This window comes from Fluoribacter gormanii, assembly GCF_900156395.1.
In the GTDB taxonomy this organism is placed as follows: domain Bacteria; phylum Pseudomonadota; class Gammaproteobacteria; order Legionellales; family Legionellaceae; genus Legionella; species Legionella gormanii.
The window spans coordinates 1-18,696 of sequence record NZ_FTNL01000034.1; the positions used below are offsets into that span (position 1 = coordinate 1).

The window sequence follows — 18,696 nt, forward strand, 5'->3', positions numbered from 1 at the left end:
TTTTATGCTTGCCATTTTCACGCAATGAAGTAGTGCGTGGTGGTTTTCTTAAGCCATCACTGGATGGTGGTTTTGAGCTGTTGCTGCTGTTCTTGTTTAAACGTTTTTCCAGCTCTGCTATCCTTGCCGCCTGTTGCGTCATTCTCTTTTCTAGTTCCGCAATCCTAGCCAATAGTGTGCTGATGATTAGTTCGTAGTATTTCATGCAGCTATTTGATCACAACCACATAATTTTTAAAATGTTTTTTTACATGACTGTATCCGAGATACACCGCAGGAGATCCCTCACCCTCGCTGCGCTCGGGTTCGGGATGACGTGGGGAGTTACCTGATTTTTAATAAGAGAGCAAATTGTGATCTATAAGGTATATAAAACCTTTTCATATGGTACAAAAAAGCGCATAATAGCATCATTTTTTGATGGAAAACCAAGTAGCATGAAACATACTGTAGAGCAGCTTTTAAAACACGCTTTAATATCATTACAAAAGACCGGCGATGTACCTAATGATTTGGATATTGATATTAAGGTAGACCGTTCAAAAGATTCTGCTCATGGTGATTATGCCAGTAATTTGGCTTTGATTTTAGCGAAACCATGTCGTCAGGCACCTCGTAAAATAGCAGAGCTTTTAGTTCAAGCTATTGCAGCAGATCCTTCTGTGGACAAAGTGGAAATTGCTGGGGCCGGATTTATTAATTTCTTCATACGCAGCAGTTCTCGCTCCCAGGTTATTAGTGAAATATTAGAAAAGGGAGAACAATTTGGCCGGAGTACTATTGGTCAAAATCAAAAAGTACTGATCGAATTTGTTTCTGCCAACCCAACAGGTCCTTTGCATGTAGGACATGGAAGAGGTGCTGCCTTTGGAGCTACTTTGGGAAATGTTTTAAAGGCCGCTGGTTATGATGTAACTTTGGAATATTATGTTAACGATGCTGGAAGGCAAATGAATATTCTTGCTGCCAGTGTTTGGTTACGTTATCTCGAGCTTGCTGGTGAGCCTGTTATCATTCCGGCCAATGCTTATAAAGGTGAGTATGTTTCCGAAATAGCGCAAGAATTTTGGGCTGAACACGGTAAAGAATATGTACATCCATGGACTAGTGTCGTTGATGGATTGCCTCTTGATGAGCCTCATGGCGGAGACAAAGAAATTTATATCGATGCTTTAGTTACTCGCGCAAAACAACTTTTAAGTTTGGAGGTCTTTACCCTATTTCATCAACATGCATTGAATACAGTGCTTGATGACATCAAAGATGATCTTGCTGATTTTGGAGTGAAATACGATAGCTGGTTCTCCGAACAATCCTTATTTGAAGACGGTTCCATTCAAAAAGGTATTCAGGCGCTTAAGGATAGTGGTCATACCTTTGAAAAAGAGGGGGCGCTTTGGTTTAGGGCGACTGATTTTGGTGATGAAAAGGATCGAGTCCTGGTGCGTGCTAATGGGCATACTACCTATTTTGCTTCGGATGTTGCTTATCATTGGAATAAGTATGATAGGGGTTATGATCGGGTAATTGATATTTTTGGTGCGGATCATCATGGTTATATCACGCGATTGCGAGCTGTTGTTAAAGCTTTGGGGCATGATGAAAGCGCACTTGATGTGTTACTCGTCCAATTTGCCATTTTATATCGTGGCTCTGAGCGAGTGCAAATGTCGACACGTAGTGGTTCTTTTGTCACTTTAAGAGAATTACGCAACGAGGTAGGGAACGATGCGGCGCGCTTCTTTTATGTGGCACGCAAGTCAGAACAACATATGGATTTTGATTTGGATTTGGCAAAATCAGAATCAAGTGATAATCCGGTCTATTATATTCAGTATGCTCATGCAAGAATCTGTTCTGTATTAAGACAATTAAAGGAACGAGGCTTGCTTTGGGACAAGGCAATTGGGTTAAAACATATCGATTTATTAGATCAATCTCATGAAACTCATTTGATTTCTTTAATTAGCAGATATCCAGAAATCGTAGAATTAGCGGCTGCTCATTGTGAGCCTCATCAAGTGGCTTATTATTTACGTGAGGTAGCCAATGGCTTGCATAGCTATTATAATGCTGTTCCGCTTTTGTGTGAGCAAGAGCAATTGAGATGTGCTCGTCTTTGTCTGCTAGAGGCAGTACGTCAGATATTAAAGAATGGTTTGGACTTATTGGGCGTATCAGCTCCTGAGAGTATGTGATGGCAAAAGAATATGGAAATAGGCGTTCTTCACGGTCGCGCGGTACTGGACCGCATCAGTTTTTAGTGATTACGCTTACTTTTTTATTAGGGTATTTGACCGCTTCTTTTTTTGATATAGAAACCGTAAGCCAATGGGTAAATTCCCAGGTTTTGGCTCATCATGAAATAAAAAAAGAAGCACCTAAACCCGGAGCACAACATGGCGCAATTCCACCTAAACCAAAATTTGAGTTTTATACTCTACTAACTAATGAAAAAGTTCCAAACTCACAAGCAAATACGAATTCTGCTGCTTCTGTTCAACCTGCTGCAACTGCACCAACCGTAGCAACTTCAACTGCACCAAATGCAGCTAGTTCGGCTGTTAAGACGACAGCAGTCAACGTTTCCAGTGCGGTAGCATCAATAAAACCTAATGTTTCACCTGCTGCTAACAATCCACCCATAGCGAAACCCGCTACTCCAGATAAAGGGAAATATTTAGTGCAGGTGGCTTCTTTTAAGGCACGCAGAGATGCAGAGCAAATGAAAGGTACATTGATACTTAAAGGTTTTAGTGTGTACATCATTCCGGTAAGTCATCCCACAAAAGGAAATTGGTTCCGGGTAGTAGTGGGCCCCTATTCTAATCGTGCACTTGCCCAACAGGCTCAAATCACTTTGGCAAAAAGTGAACGTCTGAACGGTATGGTTACCAGCGGCTGATAAGCTCGCTGTTAACCTATAACCCAAGGTAGGTTAAAGTGTAAATCCAGAACTTGCTTAACGACGCACAACTACCTGAATGTTTGCTGCATTCTTGATTGCGTGCGGTTTACTAATTCCTACAGTAACTTGAGTGACTTTAAATTGTTTTTTGATTAAATCTACAACTTCATTGGCAACTGTTTCAATGAGTTGAAATGATTTTGATTCCACATAACGAGTTACGCTGTCACAAAGCGCTTCATAATCTATGGTTTTGGTCAAATCTTCCTGACATGCACTGAAGTCAGTATCAATACTGATATCAATTAATAATTGTTGATTAATGCGTTGCTCCCATGCATAAACACCAATTTTGGTACTTACATTAAGAGCTTTGATATTTAAGGTATCCAATGTTATTTCCGCCTACCCAAATTAATTTAGTGATGATTTTATCTAAATAGTTATTGTTATGTATAGAGTCGTGTAGCAGGGCTGAAGGCGTAGTTGTAACCTAGAGTTTCCCAGGGATAATTCTACACTTCCTTTATACCTTTAATTCATTGCTATCAGAATGTTCTTCCTGGGTTTGAGTAACATCAGATTTATTAGACAGGGCGCTTGCTATTTGGTCGTATCCAAGTACAGGCAACGCGAGTACTGACATCAAAGATAAACCAAGAATCATTTTACTAAATAAAATAGGTCCGGCAACACTACCTGCCATTACTCGAAATGAGCTATGAACGTTTTCATCCATTGCAACACGCCATAAATAAGTAGCTATGACGGGGACTAAAGTCAGGTCCAATAAACCCAATGCAGGGAAAGCGGTATATTCATCATCGAATTGTTTGCCTGTAATTGCATGATAAACGCTTTCAAAACGCACAGCTAAGCTGGATGAAGGAGAAAATAATAAACGTAAATGACGATATCGGTTCTCATTTATAAATTGTCCTATCTTTTTGACGCTAAATTGTTCTAAATCCTCTTTCTTTAATATTTGTGAGTGAATCTGTTTTTCATCAGCGCTCATATAGATTCTAGCTATGGGATTTTTATCTTGTTCGGTTTGATGTTCTGGAAAACTGTACTCAACTGCGTTGGCAATTAGTTGTCCCATGATCACCGAGCCTTGCTCATTAGGTTCAATTTGCCAGGCATGTTTCCCACCTAAAGGGTTTAATGACGAAGTCACATCAACAAATACAATCTCTTTTTCCTTAGTGGCTGCATAATCCAGGATTTCTCGATATAGTTCATTCATGGTTTCTTCAACCACAGTGAACGGATCGCGGCCTTTTCCTTCAGCACGTGCTAAATGAGAAAATCCAGTATAAATAAAATAAGGGGTTAACTTTGTAATCGAGGGATAATATTGAGATAATAAAACAATACGATTCAGTTGGGGGTTGCCTTCAATTAGCTCATCAATAATTTTTTTATAATCTTTTAGTATCTTCGCTTTTACTTGATCAAATGCTAAGTTAATGGCAGGTTTAGCATGCTCGGGTGTAATTCTTAAAAGGAGTTGAGGGTAATTCATTTCCTTCATTAATGTAACCGCTAGAGCCTCTCGATAATTATTACCACCCACACTTAATACTGCAACATCAGGTTTCCATTGGCTAACGGCATTCAATTGATGCACATAAGAGCCATTATGATCTATATCTTTTGGCAGAACTTTATCTAAAGAACAAGACTTCATTAGATCTTCTGTGGTAGCACCATCAACGGCAAAATTTCCTATTTCGTAAGAATCTGCTGACTCGGTATGAGCGAGAGCGATTGCAGTTTGATGCGTTACTGTCTGAGTTTTCTGATCATAAGGTTTGCTTTTATTGACCCAATATCCATTATCTAAAGTGGAGTCGCCCATTAAAGCAACTTTTTTAGGGGATTTTTCAGAGCTACCAAGCACAATTTTTAATCTACCTGTGTTTTTAGGATATCCTGATCCTATAGATTGTGAAGAATTTTTAATTAATCCCATAATAAACTCTAATTTATAAAATTGATGCAGATTATGTTTCTAAATTTATTCTAGAGTCAATTGAGAAACAATTCTTGTATTAGTGCGAGTGGATATTACTTAAATATGTTAGCATTAGGGTATTTTGATGATGTTGAGATAACATGATGTATGATTTGGATCAATCTTTGTTCCTACGTGCTTTAAGACGACAACCTGTTGAACGAACTCCGGTATGGATGATGCGTCAGGCAGGGCGTTATTTACCTGAATATCGAAAGACCAGAGAACTGGCGGGCGATTTTTTAAGCCTGTGCAAGAATCCCGAGCTTGCCTGTGAGGTTACATTACAGCCTTTGCGTCGTTATGCTTTAGATGCTGCTATTTTATTTTCAGATATTTTGACAATTCCTGATGCTATGGGATTAGGTTTGTATTTTTCCGAAGGTGAAGGACCTTGTTTTCAGCGGCCCTTGCACGATATACAGGCAATTGCCAATTTGCAAATCCCGGAAACAGATTCTTTAGCTTATGTGATGGATGCGGTACGATTAATCCGTCGCGAAATGCCAAGAGAGCTTCCTTTAATCGGTTTTGCAGGAAGCCCATGGACTTTGGCGTGTTATATGGTTGAAGGAAGAAGTAGCAGAGACTTTAAGCGTATTTTGCATTTAATTTACACCGAAAATGAAGCCGCTCATATGTTGCTGAATAAGTTAGCAGTATCTGTAGCAAATTACCTGATCGAACAAATCAAGGCGGGTGTTAATTCAGTCATGCTTTTTGATACCTGGGGTGGAATTTTAACACCAGAGAATTATCAAAAATTTTCCTTGGGATATATGCAGCAAATCGTGCAGCAAATTAAAGCGACTTACCCTCACATTCCCGTAATTTTGTTTACCAAAGGCGGTGGTCAATGGTTGGAAAAAATGCTAATAACGGGGTGTGATGCTTTGGGCGTCGATTGGACATGTGACTTGGGTGATGCACGTCGGAGAGTCGGCAATCAAGTTGCATTGCAGGGGAATCTTGATCCGTGTGTGTTGTTAACCTCCGAACAATGTATTCGAGAAGAGGTAAAAAAGGTGTTGGCGTCTTTCGGAACAGGTTCAGGACATGTGTTCAATCTTGGCCATGGTATTACTCCTGACGTGCCGCCAGAGCATGTTGCGGTCATGATTGAGGCTGTTCATGAGTTTAGTCCTTATTATCATCAACAATGATATCAAATTCTAGCCTGGGCTTCGCTGCACTCAGGCTATAAGTATCAAGACAACTTTTGGGATGTTTATTTCTTTAAATATGTATCTAACAAAAAAGATATTTAACGCCTACCGTGATTTCATTGCCACTTAAAGAAGAACTATATATTCCTTTGGGATTATTAAAAGTAATAATTCGGTGATCAATATTACTATTAGCATGATTATTGTAGAAATTATGAGCATATTCTACTTGAGCGACCCAATGTGTATTTAAGCTATAATCAACACCTAATCCTAACTGCCAGACAGTAGTATTTTTATTAGTATTAATTGCATCCAAAAACATGGTGCCACTATTATACGTTCCACCTCTTATAAAATCGACATGGTGTCCAATTCTAACCGTTTCGACTCCTGCCAAACCATACAGCAACCATTTTTCTAATGTGATGCCTGATTTTACGCGACCACCAAATGCACTTTTTTGTTTCATGTTCCATTTTAAATTAGGTGTCTCTCTCTTGATTTCAGCATTAGTAATTTCAGCAATTAGTTCACCGCCAATATAAAAAATGTGAAATTTTCTTCCATAACCAGCAGTAATTTGGCCAAGCGGATTAGTGCTGCTTTCACTTAAATTAGCGTTATATTTACTAACATTGGCAACTTTTTTAGGATTGAATACTAAGCTTTGATCGGTAGATATTCTAAGTCCACCTAAGGCGCCGCCCAAATAAAAGCCACTGAAATGATCTGAATTATCAGCTAAACCATTGGCTAGTGTGCATGCTGGTATTATCCCTAAACCCAATCCTAATAGTAGTGCTTTCATGACTAATCCCTTAATGTTAATTATTTGTTGCCATTATGGCACTTTGACCGACCAAGCACGTGACGCCAACTCGACTAAACGCAATAATAACATCTTGATAGGGGTAGCCTCTATTATACGCCGCTTGAATAACGCCACAGGCTCCATATGCGAAATCAGTCCCGGGAATCCAATAATGCATGTTGGCATCCAAAATAATTCGGTATGCTTTACTAATTGTCCACCCTGGTGTGGTACTTAATAAATAAAACGCTTTATTAAAAACACCACTTGAATAGTGAACATTCATCCCTGGGATAAAATTAGCGGCATTATCAATAGAACGACCATCCAATGGTGGGTTATTCATATAGCGTAATGGCTTACCAGTTTTAGAAATGTTTGCGCCGATAGTCCAATCATTTCCGTTCCAATACCAGGTAAAGCCAAGAGCTGTACGTAAATAATTGTTAAAAGTCATGCCAGTGATATCAGAAAATGCCTCATTAATCCCACCAGATTGCTGAGAATATATCAAAGTTGAAAAATGATCCGTAACCAAATGGCCGAGTTCATGGGACACTACATCTGCTTCTGTAAGTGGTGCAAACCGCGTTTTTCCATTACCAAATACCAGTTGTTGAGGGCCGACAATTCCACCTTCTTGCATGCAATGTGGACCACAAGCAAACGCATTATCAAAATCAGCTAAGTGAGTATATACACGCAACGGTAACTGTGTACCAATTGGCGATGGAACCTTATATTGACTTGTAAGCATGCTGAAGGTTTGTTTCACAAAATAGGTCACATCATTAATCGGAGATAAGCCATCATTCACTGGCGCAAATCCATTATCGGTTAAATTGGCATAATTTGGCGATGAACAAGCATAAACAAAAGGTATAAGTTGGTACGCAATTTCACTCGCAGTTGAGATTGGCAAGTCAAAAGGCAATTGAGCGACTTCCTGGTTTTTTAAATTGATCACCCGAAATAGATTATTAGAAATAGAGCATGCATTGTTCTGGAACAAAATATCAAATTTACCTAAGGCATTGGTACCAGCCTCTAAGTTACCAAATTGATATCTTCCAGAGCGATAAGGTAAATTATTAAAAGTAACTCCACCCGGGCCTTGGCCTATCTCAGACTTAGGTAGCGCGTCCCATTCCTGTAGCACAGTTCCTTTGTTCGCATCAATTATGTAGGAGGATATTGATGGTCCCCGGGATGTCCTCTTCACATACGAAATATGATAAGCAAGAATTGCTTTACTTGAATGATTTTTATCAAAGTAAATAATTTTTCTCGTATTAATACGAGTACTAACAGAATTTCCGGCTGTTGCTATCGCTTCAGCTTGTCCAATTGTTATTTTACCATCTAAATTAGGAATATCTTGATCAATATCATCAATTAATAGGCCCGTAACAGTTGTATTAGCTTTCGATGAGATATGATAAATGACTTGTGCACCAAAAACAGGTAATCCATCATAATATTGATTATAACGTATATGACTTACTTGAGAGGTATCAACGTCACCGCTTACAAATCGTAAGGTATTAATCGTATTTTTTTGAAAGGATAAATTTGTCGGTAATTGCAGATCTGGTGAAATGGGCGCGGTATGTTCCAGGGAAAAATTTTTTAATAATGATGTATGATCCTCCTCTTTTCCCCATATAAGCTCTTGCTGGGCTGCATAAGTTGCCAGAGGAGATAGGTATATGACTAATGTGAATCCTTGCAACAGTCTTGGCAACTTCCTTGCCCCCATGTTTTTACTCCCTTAATGATAATGAATCCTAATACAAAACAAAGTTCAGATTAAAAAATTACTTTAACTAAATTTCGAAAAAAAGCTAGGGCTGTTGATAATATATCTCTATTTTCTGCATACATTCGTTTGACTGAAATTATGTATTCATAATTATCAAATTGAACGCTAATTTATTGCTCCCTATGAAATTTAATAGGGAGGGTGTTTTCCTACTTATTGAATCCAGGCTGAAATTTAGAGCTGGCCCGAACTTAGGACAATATAATTATTGCGTCAAACATTGATTTAAACTTGATGGAGTAGATTCCTCTGACAATTCAATCATAACATTATACTCTTTGTGCAACGAAAGAGAGTGTTCTTGCTCTACCGCTTTTTTTAGTTTCTGATATCTTTTGTCTTTAAGTGCATTCACTTTTTCAATGAGATGATGATAAAAAACTATATCTGATTGAGTTGGAGGAAGCGTTAATTTTCTTAATTGATCAGCATGTTCTAGTTCTTCTTGAGCAGGGAAAGGGGCGTTGTCCGACTTATGAGAAAATAGCGAAAAAAGCGAAAAAGAAGGACGAGGCTGAACAGAAACTGATTTTGCCTCAGGATAATGTGAAAATAATGATGAAGAACTATTTTCATGCTCTTTTAGTTTTTTAGACTTATCTTGATGCTTATGTGACATTAAAAAAGTAAGATTTAATGATTTTCTATTTTTTGATTTGTTTGACATGGATTCATCGGCCTTAGTACCTGATGATGTTAATGAAGGGTTTCCCTTCGGCCCTTCTAATATTATAGGATTACTTTGGTATCGAGGTGATAATAGAGGATCAACATTCAATGAACTGCTGCACTGTGATTTTTTTTGTTTGCCTGCATGTGGATTTTCTTCGGCCCACTCACAAATGAGTTTACCAACATTTTTCATTTTTTTTGCTAAAAGAGCTCGTCTTGGCCCCCAAGGTTCAGGAGGAGTTAATAAGTTTTCCTTTCCCCATTTTGTTACGGCTTCATTGAACGCTTTCTCTCCTGCCTTGGCTTGCTGAATTCCTTCATCTCCGAGAAGGCCAGGAAGAATTCTGGCTATAATGAGATTTGCATTGTTTATTGTATCCAGCATTAATTTATCTGGAGTCGTCTCTGGATTTTTCAATGACTCAAGGTAGATTTGAGGTATGTCGATTAATCGCTTCCTTACTTTTAGATGATTTAATAATTGCAATTCAAGGGAAATTTGTTCAATTATTTTTTTACCTTCTTTTGCAGCACTCTCAAATCCTGAGTGCGCATTCCAAACACTGGACAACGATATATTTAGATGAAAGCTGCCTTGTTCATTAATACATTCGGTCCAAATCTCATTAAGAAGAGAAAATGCTTGTTGAAGTGCTTGTCCTGCTTGGGGTTGATATTTTTCTTGCAGAACTCTTTGGAGCTCATCATCTGCATCAAGTATTTTTTCTTGGGCTTTGCTAAGTTCCAGGTATTTTTTTAGATAGATAATATATTGATTTAAATGTTCCAAAAAAAACAATTGATCTTCTATGAACGCAGCAATTGCTGCGGCCTGAAATCCCGCCCGCAAAGAACTATTTGCTGTGTTTAACCATTCTTGAACAGTATGGCTTTCTTTGCCAATTGTTACATTTTTTTGTAATAAGCTATCGATTTTTAATAAGTTTTCTTCGAGAAGAACTGCAGGGGGATGCGCTTGCGAATTTGGCTCTTGCTTGTTAGTTATCAATTCGGCCTCATATTTTTCATAATGAATTAATTATGCGCCGATTGTCGCAGGATATATGAAAAAATCAAGCTAAGAGTGTTAATTAACATGCTGCTGGTTACGGACGCTTGTTCGCTTGCAATCAATACTATTATCCTTCATTCATCCCGGTTGCTGGCAGCCAAGCTACCAACATGATTACACCCTCTAGGTCTTTTTAATTTTTTGGATTTGAATTTTCTTGATTTTCCCTCTATGTTAAAAAGATGGACTCATCTCTGTATATAATCAATTATAATCAATGAAACGGATGTCACACACTATGACGCATTCTCAAAAAATAACTGATGATGTTCTTATCGATTTAGCGTTGCAAGGTGGTGGTGCTCATGGTGCTTTTACATGGGGCGTGTTGGATCGTTTATTAGAAGAAAAGAAGCTACGAATCGATGGTATTTCGGGTACATCTGCCGGCGCTATGAATGCAGCAGTTCTTGCCGATGGGTACACTAAAGGTGGTCCTCAGGGAGCACGCGACTTGCTTGAGTTGTTCTGGAAGAGCGTTTCTGAAGCGGCACGCTTTAGTTTGTTACAACGCAGCCCCCTTGATATTATTCTGGGCCAGTGGTCACTTGATTATTCTCCCTTTTTTATCACCATGGATATCTTGTCGCGATTGTTTTCCCCCTATGATCTGGACCCATTCGGAGTTAATCCACTTCACACTATTTTAATGGAAACTATTGACTTCAAACGATTGTCCCGAAGTCCAATCAAATTATTCATTACTGCGACAAACGTTAGCACCGGTAGAGGAAGAGTATTTCGTAATGATGAAATCACTCCTGATGTGCTTCTTGCGTCTGCATGTCTACCTACACTTTTTAAGGCAGTAGAAATCAATGGAGAGCATTACTGGGATGGTGGTTATTCAGGGAATCCCACAATTACACCGCTAGTACGAGAATGTAAATCACATGATACAATTTTAGTGCAAATCAATCCCGTAACACGCTCAGATATTCCACAGTCTGCAAGAGGCATTCTAAACCGTCTGAATGAAGTCTCGTTCAATGCTGTGCTACTTAAGGAGCTTCGCATGATTGCTTTGTTACGGCAATTGGCACATTCAGATAATTCTGAAGGAGCAAAATGGGCTGGCATGCGGATACACCGGGTGAGCAGCGACATGATGCTCGAGCTTGGTTATTCTTCCAAGCTCAATGCAGAATGGGACTTTTTGCTCATGCTACGCGATGAAGGGCGTCGAGCTGCCGACGCTTTTCTCTCAGAACATGCGAATGATCTTGGCAGACGCTCGTCGCTTGATCTCGATGTATTACTTGAAGGCATTTAACTTAGGTAACTCTCGAGATGCTCTTCGGGCTGTCACGTAGCAACTATCTTGAATTTAGAACCAAAACAGTTGCTATTTAATTTCTATAAAGACGATGTAAAAAAACGAAACCGCTCAGGACAAAAAGAACTATTCATTTCTAAACTGTCTACTCAATTGAATGGCCATTTCTATGGATTGTTCATAATTGAGTCGGGGGTCAACCAAGCTATGATAGGCTTTTTTCAGATCATCTGCTGATAAGCCGCGAGCGCCACCAATACATTCTGTGACGTTATCACCAGTAAGTTCAAAATGAACACCACCTAAATAGCTGCCCATATTGCGATGAATTTCCAAAGCTTGTTTGAGCTCTAAAAGTATGTTGTCAAAGTGGCGGGTCTTAATACCATCCACAGTAGTTTCTGTATTTCCGTGCATGGGATCACAAGACCAGGTCACTGGAATCTTTGTTTTTTTCACGGCTTCAATAAGTGGAGGAAGCAGTTTATCTATATGGTTCGCACCCAGTCGAGTGAACAACAAAAGTCGTCCTTCTTCACGCTGAGGGTTTGCTCGATGCAATACTTCTTCTAACCATTCGGGAGTAGCCGATGGTCCAATTTTGATCCCAATGGGATTTTCGACACCACGTAAAAACTCCAAGTGTGCACTGTCAGCTTGGGCAGTGCGCATACCTATCCAGGGTAGGTGAGTAGAAAGGTTATACCATAAGCCATCTTCCATTTGACGCGTCAATGCTTGCTCATAATGCAAATGCAGGGCTTCATGAGAAGTATAAAAATCTACTTTAGCCAAGTTACTGGCTTGTATTCCACTTACAGTATCTAAAAAGTCCAACGTATCGGCAATTGATTTAACCAGAGTTTGATACTCATCTTTTTGTTTTGAATGTTCAACAAAACCCAAATCCCATTGCTGAGGGTGATTTAGGCTGGCAAAACCACTGTCGAGTAAGCTACGAATGAAATTTAATGTGATGGCTGAGCAGTTGTAAGCTTGCAATAATAATTTAGGGTTGGGCTCCCGCGCCTCCCGAGTAAACTCAGGGGAGTTAACCAGATCACCGCGATAGCTGGGTAAAGTAACACCCTCTATTGTTTCATAATCTGAAGAACGGGGTTTTGCATATTGTCCAGCGATTCGTCCAACACGAATGATGGGCTTTCGTAAGCCATGCAATAAAATCAAGCTCATTTGTAAAATGATTTTTAATTTATTGCTAATAACTTCTGAACGACAATCATTAAATGATTCAGCGCAGTCGCCACCTTGAAGAATAAAAGCTTCTCCACGTCCAGCACGTGCAATTTCTTTTTTCAAATTTTTTACTTCACTACTGGTGACCAGAGGAGGTAAAAGGCTCAGCTGTTCTACAATTTTATTTAACTGTTCTTTATCGGAATAAGTTGCAGCTTGTAAATACGAGTACTGGAGCCAAGACGTAGGCGACCATTTTTGCATAAAAAAACCCATGTAACTTTTTTGAGTCTAAGTATGGAATAAATGAACACATACTGCAAGCGAACAGCTTATTATTGTGGTGATTACCTTTGGGGAACATATCATTTGCACCCAGGATACAATAAATAAATAAAATTCGAGGACTTGAAAACTCATTAGGTTGCCCCCATCTCCGATTTTCACGTTGCTAAGCTGTGGAGAGGAGAAATTGAATGAGTAAAAAACAAGATAAAAATTGGCATCAATTTAAAGAAGAGCATGAATCGAAAGACATTGAAAACTCTGAAGAAGCTCAAGACTTACCTGAAGAAACAGAGCACATGGAACCATCTTTAGATCATCCAAGTTACATAGAGTTGAGTGAAAAGCTGACCCTTGCAGAACAACAATCTCATGAAAATTGGGAAAAAGCGGTTCGTGCTCAAGCTGAATTGGAAAATGTCCGTCGTCGTGCTGAACGCGAAGTATCTAATGCTCATCGCTATGGTGTTGAGAAGATAATTACTGATTTATTACCGGTAATCGATAGTCTGGAGCAAGCCTTACAACTGGCTGTTAAAGCTGCGGATGCCGCAATGCATGAAGGCTTGGAATTAACTCTGAAGCTTTTTATGGATGTATTGAAAAAATTTGAGATTCAGCAAATTGATCCCATTGGTTTGCCTTTTGACCCACAGATTCATGAAGCGATGTCGATGCAAGCGGTACCGGATGCGGAACCCAATACGGTATTAGCAGTATTCCAAAAGGGATACAAACTAAGTGATCGAGTGATTAGACCGGCACGTGTGGTTGTGTCAAAAAAATAAAAATGTGAGATTTATGGGTTGAAATTGGTTGGTTATGCCCCATATAAGAATCATTGCATTAGAAAACTACTACTTTGGAGCAAGAATAGAATGGCTAAAATTATAGGAATCGACTTAGGTACCACCAACTCATGTGTTGCGGTTATGGAAGGTGATAAACCTAAGGTAATTGAAAACAGTGAAGGTCACCGCACGACGCCTTCCATCGTTGCTTTTACTGATGATGGTGAGGTATTGGTTGGACAAGCTGCAAAACGTCAAGCAGTAACTAACCCTGATAATACTTTATTTGCGATTAAACGATTGATTGGTCGTCGTTTTGATGACGCGGTTGTCCAAAAAGACATCAAGATGGTTCCTTACAAGATCGTTAAAGCAGACAATGGAGATGCTTGGGTTCGTGTTAAAGATCAAGACAAAGCACCGCCACAAGTTTCAGCTGAAGTGTTACGTAAAATGAAGAAAACTGCGGAAGACTACCTCGGTGAAGAAGTGAAAGAAGCGGTGATTACTGTACCTGCTTATTTCAATGATTCGCAACGTCAGGCAACCAAAGATGCTGGTCGTATTGCTGGTCTTGAAGTAAAACGTATCATTAACGAACCTACTGCTGCAGCTCTTGCTTACGGTATGGACAAAAAACGCGGTGATTCAATCATTGCTGTATATGACCTTGGTGGTGGTACTTTTGATATCTCGATTATTGAAATTGCAGAAGTCGATGGAGAACATCAGTTTGAAGTGCTCGCAACAAATGGTGATACATTCTTAGGTGGTGAAGACTTTGACTTGGCTTTGATTGAGTATCTGGCTTCTGAGTTCAAAAAAGATACAGGTATTGATTTACACAATGATCCATTGGCATTACAACGATTGAAAGATGCTGCTGAAAAAGCAAAAATCGAACTTTCTTCAGCACAACAAACCGATGTTAATCTACCTTACATTACAGCAGATGCCTCTGGACCAAAACATCTTAATATTAAATTAACTCGCGCTAAACTGGAGTCTTTGGTTGAAAAATTGGTCGAGCGTACAGTAGAGCCTTGCAAAATCGCATTGAAAGATGCTGGATTGACCGTATCACAAATTAACGAAGTTATTTTGGTTGGTGGTCAAACACGTATGCCTTTAGTACAAAAAACAGTAGAAGAGTTCTTTGGTAAAGAGCCACGTAAAGACGTTAACCCCGATGAAGCCGTTGCTGTGGGTGCTGCTATTCAAGCTGCAGTTTTATCTGGTGAAGTAAAAGATATTCTATTGCTTGACGTAACTCCTTTATCTTTGGGTATTGAAACTATGGGTGGAGTGATGACAAAACTCATCGATAAAAATACCACAATTCCTACTAAAGCCAATCAAGTCTTCTCTACTGCAGACGATAATCAAACAGCAGTTACTGTGCATGTACTGCAAGGAGAAAGAGAGCAAGCTTCAGCGAATAAATCTTTGGGGCGATTCGATTTAGGTGATATTCCTCCTGCTCCTCGTGGCGTACCACAAATTGAAGTAACTTTTGATATTGATGCGAATGGTATCCTTAATGTTTCTGCTAAAGATAAAGCTACTGGTAAGGCACAATCCATTGTTATTAAAGCATCTAGTGGTTTGAGTGATGAAGAAGTAGAGGCAATGATCAAAGACGCCAAATCGCATGCAGAAGAAGATAAGAAATTTAAGGAAATGGCAGAGTTACGTAATCAGGCAGACAGCTTGATTCATAGCTGTGAGAAATCAATGAAAGATTTGGCGGCTGAACTTGCTGAAGATGAGAAAAAAGGCATAGAAACAGCAATCGCTGAATTAAAAGAAGCGATTCAGGGCACTGACAAAGCACAAATCGAAGAGAAATTAAAAGTGTTAAACGATGCTTCTGCTAAAATGGCTGAACGAGTTTATGCTAAAAAAGCATCGGAAGGGCAAGCAGGATCAGGTGAAGCGCCTCAGCAAGAACATGCGCAATCTCATGAGTCAGCTAAAGCTGATGAAGGAGTTGTGGATGCCGAGTTTGAAGAGGTTAAAGACGATAAGAAATAATCAGTGTTATCGTCACTTAGTAGCCTAGGTGCTTTGTAGCCTGGATATAACGAAGCGGAGCTTTTGCCATCATTCCCGAGCATAGTGAGGAATGATGGGGTTCCGCTTCGCTGTACCCACTACATTGTCCGTTTTATTATTTTTTTATATTGTGAGTAGTTATGGAACAGCAGGATTATTATGAACTTTTAGAAGTAAGTCGAACTGCAAGTGATGCCGAAATTAAAAAAGCATATCGCAGGTTGGCAATGAAATATCACCCAGATCGCAACGCTGGTGATTCTGCTGCAGAAGAAAAATTTAAAGAAATTCAAAACGCTTACAGTATTCTCTCTGATCCACAAAAACGTGCTGCCTATGATCAATTTGGTCACGCAGGTGTTGATCCTTCCATGCGAGGTGGACAAGGAGGCTTTGGTGGCTTTGGAGGTTTTGGTGATGTTTTTGAGGATATTTTTGAAAATATCTTCTCGGGTGGACGGGGTGCTGGGCGACAATCTCGCGGTCAACGCGGTGCTGATTTGCAATTTAACGTACAATTAACGCTTGAGGAAGCTGCTTTAGGTAAAGAAGTGCAAATTACAGTTCCCAGACATGGAGCTTGTTCTACCTGTAGCGGTAGTGGCGCTAAAAAAGGAACTCAACCAAAAACGTGTGAAACCTGTAATGGCATCGGACAAGTCAGAATTCAACAAGGCTTTTTCTCTATTCAGCAAACCTGTCCAAGCTGTCATGGTGAAGGAAAAATTATTTCTGATCCTTGCCCAGATTGTCATGGTCAAGGTCGGGTACGTGAAAGCAAAAAACTCACGGTTAAAATTCCTGCTGGCGTAGATAACGGCGATCGCGTTCGTTTAAGCGGAGAAGGTGAGGCAGGTATGCATGGTGGAGGTCCTGGCGATCTTTATGTACAAATCAACGTAAAAAAACATACTATATTTGAACGCCATGAAAATGATTTACATTGTGAAGTACCTATCAGTTTTATAATAGCTGCAATGGGTGGTTCGATTGAAGTACCAACCCTTGAAGGACGAGTTACTTTAAAGATCCCTGAAGAAACGCAAACCGGCAAAGTGTTTCGTTTAAGAGGCAAGGGGATGAAGTCCGTACGTGGTCATGGTCAGGGTGATTTATTATGTAAAGTAGTAGTAGAAACTCCTGTGAATTTATCACGAGAACAAAAAGAATTACTAACTAAATTCCAGGAATCACTGGAAAATGCTAAAGGAAATCATTCTCCACGCTCAAATTCCTGGTTCGCAGGTGTGAAAAAATTCTTTGAAGACATGAAATTTTGAACTAAGTAAGTTACAATGCTCACATTTATCTAAATGTGCATTTTTTGATCTTGCTGACCAAGGGATATAATCGTCATGACTCTATATAAAAAAGAGTCATTGTAGCCTGGGTGAGCGAAGTAGAACCAGAGAACCTGGGCGCTTCGCTTACCCAGGCTACAGATTCGTTAAGGCCATTTAAAATGACACATTGAATAACCAGACTAATAGAGTAGAGCCATGATGAACCAACCAGCAATTTTAGTATTAGCCGACGGAACTGTTTATGAGGGTATTTCGGTAGGAGCAACAGGAGATTGTGTCGGAGAGTTGGTTTTTAATACCTCTATGACGGGTTATCAGGAAATGCTCACCGATCCTTCTTATACTCGGCAAATTATTACCTTGACTACAGCACATGTCGGAAATACTGGATGTACTCATGAAGATATGGAGTCAAATAAAGTTTGGGCTGCAGGTTTGGTACTCCGTAATTCTTCAATACTCCATAGTAATTATCGTGCAGAACAATCTCTTCCTGATTGGCTCAAAAAAAATGGTGTAGTTGCAATTGCTGGAATTGATACTCGTGATTTGACTTTGCGTTTACGGGAACACGGAGCTTTGGGTGCTTGCATCAGTACTGATGTAGAGAATCCTGAAGTGGTTTTAGCAAAAGCAAAATCGTTCTCTGGACTGCAGGGGGTTGATTTGGCTCTAGAAGTTTCTAGAAAAACCATAGAGCGTTGGCATGATGGCCAAGGAGAGTGGGGAACTGGTTCTCAACCCCAAAAATTCCATGTAGTTGCTTATGATTTTGGAGTAAAGCATAATATTTTACGTATTCTAAATGACAAAGGGTGTCATTTAACTTTAGTTCCGGCAAAAACTTCAGCTGCAGAAGTTTTAGCAATGAATCCTGATGGGGTATTTTTATCTAATGGCCCCGGAGATCCACAAGCGTGTGACTATGCAATTAGCGCAACCCAAGAATTTTTGGAGCATAATATTCCCTTGTTTGGCATTTGCCTGGGTTTTCAAATCTTGGCTTTAGCATGTGGTGGAATAACCAAAAAAATGAAATTTGGTCATCACGGAGCCAATCATCCTGTGATTGAAACTGAAGGGAAAAAACGTGTTTTTATAACCAGTCAGAACCACGGTTTTGCAGTGGATGAAGAGAGCTTACCTGATTGTCTTTCCATAACTCATCGTTCTCTATTTGACAATACCCTTCAAGGCATCAGACATAAAGAAAAACCGGCATTGGGCTTTCAAGGTCATCCAGAAGCGAGTCCAGGACCGCATGATATCGAAATAATATTTAATGAATTTATACAATTGATGAAATAGGATATA

Annotated in this window: 14 protein-coding genes and 1 pseudogene; 8 read left to right on the forward strand and 7 right to left on the reverse strand. The window is 39.5% G+C overall.

All coding sequences use genetic code 11. The features are described 5' to 3' along the window. Positions 1–127 (reverse strand): annotated as a pseudogene (locus tag BW930_RS17550) (DUF6444 domain-containing protein); the annotation flags it as partial. A gap of 310 nt (positions 128–437) precedes the next feature. Between BW930_RS17550 and argS the strand changes: the two are divergent. Then, positions 438–2,198 (forward strand): arginine--tRNA ligase, encoded by a 1,761-nt coding sequence (gene argS / locus BW930_RS15600; RefSeq protein ID WP_058467705.1) that lies wholly within the window; start codon positions 438–440, stop codon positions 2,196–2,198. Further along, a complete protein-coding gene (locus BW930_RS15605; protein WP_058467683.1) occupies positions 2,198–2,905 on the forward strand; it encodes an SPOR domain-containing protein in 708 nt (235 codons plus the stop codon). The genes argS and BW930_RS15605 overlap by 1 nt, the downstream gene beginning before the upstream one ends. Before the next feature lie 57 nt (positions 2,906–2,962). Here the strand turns inward: BW930_RS15605 and folB are convergent, their stop codons facing one another. Continuing rightward, positions 2,963–3,301: a dihydroneopterin aldolase gene (gene folB / locus BW930_RS15610; protein WP_058467684.1), complete on the reverse strand. Its 339-nt coding sequence runs from the start codon at positions 3,299–3,301 to the stop codon at positions 2,963–2,965. A gap of 133 nt (positions 3,302–3,434) precedes the next feature. Further along, complete coding sequence (locus BW930_RS15615; protein ID WP_058467685.1) at positions 3,435–4,886, reverse strand: SGNH/GDSL hydrolase family protein; 1,452 nt, start codon at positions 4,884–4,886, stop codon at positions 3,435–3,437. Positions 4,887–5,032: 146 nt separating this feature from the next. Here BW930_RS15615 and hemE point away from each other — a divergent pair, with 146 nt between their 5' ends. Further along, positions 5,033–6,091: a uroporphyrinogen decarboxylase gene (gene hemE, locus BW930_RS15620; protein ID WP_058467686.1), complete on the forward strand. Its 1,059-nt coding sequence runs from the start codon at positions 5,033–5,035 to the stop codon at positions 6,089–6,091. An 85-nt stretch (positions 6,092–6,176) separates the two neighbouring features. Here the strand turns inward: hemE and BW930_RS15625 are convergent, their stop codons facing one another. The 3 genes from BW930_RS15625 to BW930_RS15635 form a co-directional block, all read right to left on the reverse strand. Beyond that, positions 6,177–6,905: an outer membrane protein gene (locus BW930_RS15625; protein ID WP_058467687.1), complete on the reverse strand. Its 729-nt coding sequence runs from the start codon at positions 6,903–6,905 to the stop codon at positions 6,177–6,179. 16 nt (positions 6,906–6,921) lie between these two features. Beyond that, positions 6,922–8,667, reverse strand: a complete 1,746-nt coding sequence (locus BW930_RS15630; RefSeq protein ID WP_058467688.1) for a M4 family metallopeptidase — start codon at positions 8,665–8,667, stop codon at positions 6,922–6,924. Positions 8,668–8,935: 268 nt separating this feature from the next. Beyond that, positions 8,936–10,411 carry a hypothetical protein gene (locus tag BW930_RS15635; RefSeq protein ID WP_058467689.1) on the reverse strand — a complete coding sequence of 492 codons (1,476 nt, stop codon included), beginning with the start codon at positions 10,409–10,411 and terminating at the stop codon, positions 8,936–8,938. A gap of 301 nt (positions 10,412–10,712) precedes the next feature. Here BW930_RS15635 and BW930_RS15640 point away from each other — a divergent pair, with 301 nt between their 5' ends. After that, positions 10,713–11,747, forward strand: a complete 1,035-nt coding sequence (locus tag BW930_RS15640) for a patatin-like phospholipase family protein (protein WP_058467690.1) — start codon at positions 10,713–10,715, stop codon at positions 11,745–11,747. A gap of 129 nt (positions 11,748–11,876) precedes the next feature. On the opposite strand, the gene BW930_RS15645 is transcribed toward BW930_RS15640, so the two are convergent. Beyond that, positions 11,877–13,211: a 3-deoxy-7-phosphoheptulonate synthase class II gene (locus BW930_RS15645; RefSeq protein WP_058467691.1), complete on the reverse strand. Its 1,335-nt coding sequence runs from the start codon at positions 13,209–13,211 to the stop codon at positions 11,877–11,879. A 212-nt stretch (positions 13,212–13,423) separates the two neighbouring features. On the opposite strand from BW930_RS15645, the gene grpE reads away from it, so the two are divergent. The 4 genes from grpE (at position 13,424) to carA (ending at position 18,690) form a co-directional block, all read left to right on the forward strand. Next, positions 13,424–14,020, forward strand: coding sequence for a nucleotide exchange factor GrpE (grpE, locus tag BW930_RS15650; protein ID WP_058467692.1), 597 nt, complete (start codon positions 13,424–13,426; stop codon positions 14,018–14,020). 90 nt (positions 14,021–14,110) lie between these two features. Next, a complete protein-coding gene (gene dnaK, locus BW930_RS15655) occupies positions 14,111–16,057 on the forward strand; it encodes a molecular chaperone DnaK (RefSeq protein WP_058467693.1) in 1,947 nt (648 codons plus the stop codon). 161 nt (positions 16,058–16,218) lie between these two features. Continuing rightward, positions 16,219–17,358 carry a molecular chaperone DnaJ gene (gene dnaJ / locus BW930_RS15660; protein WP_058467694.1) on the forward strand — a complete coding sequence of 380 codons (1,140 nt, stop codon included), beginning with the start codon at positions 16,219–16,221 and terminating at the stop codon, positions 17,356–17,358. A gap of 219 nt (positions 17,359–17,577) precedes the next feature. Then, positions 17,578–18,690 carry a glutamine-hydrolyzing carbamoyl-phosphate synthase small subunit gene (gene carA, locus BW930_RS15665; protein ID WP_058467695.1) on the forward strand — a complete coding sequence of 371 codons (1,113 nt, stop codon included), beginning with the start codon at positions 17,578–17,580 and terminating at the stop codon, positions 18,688–18,690. The last annotated feature ends 6 nt before the right edge of the window (positions 18,691–18,696 follow it).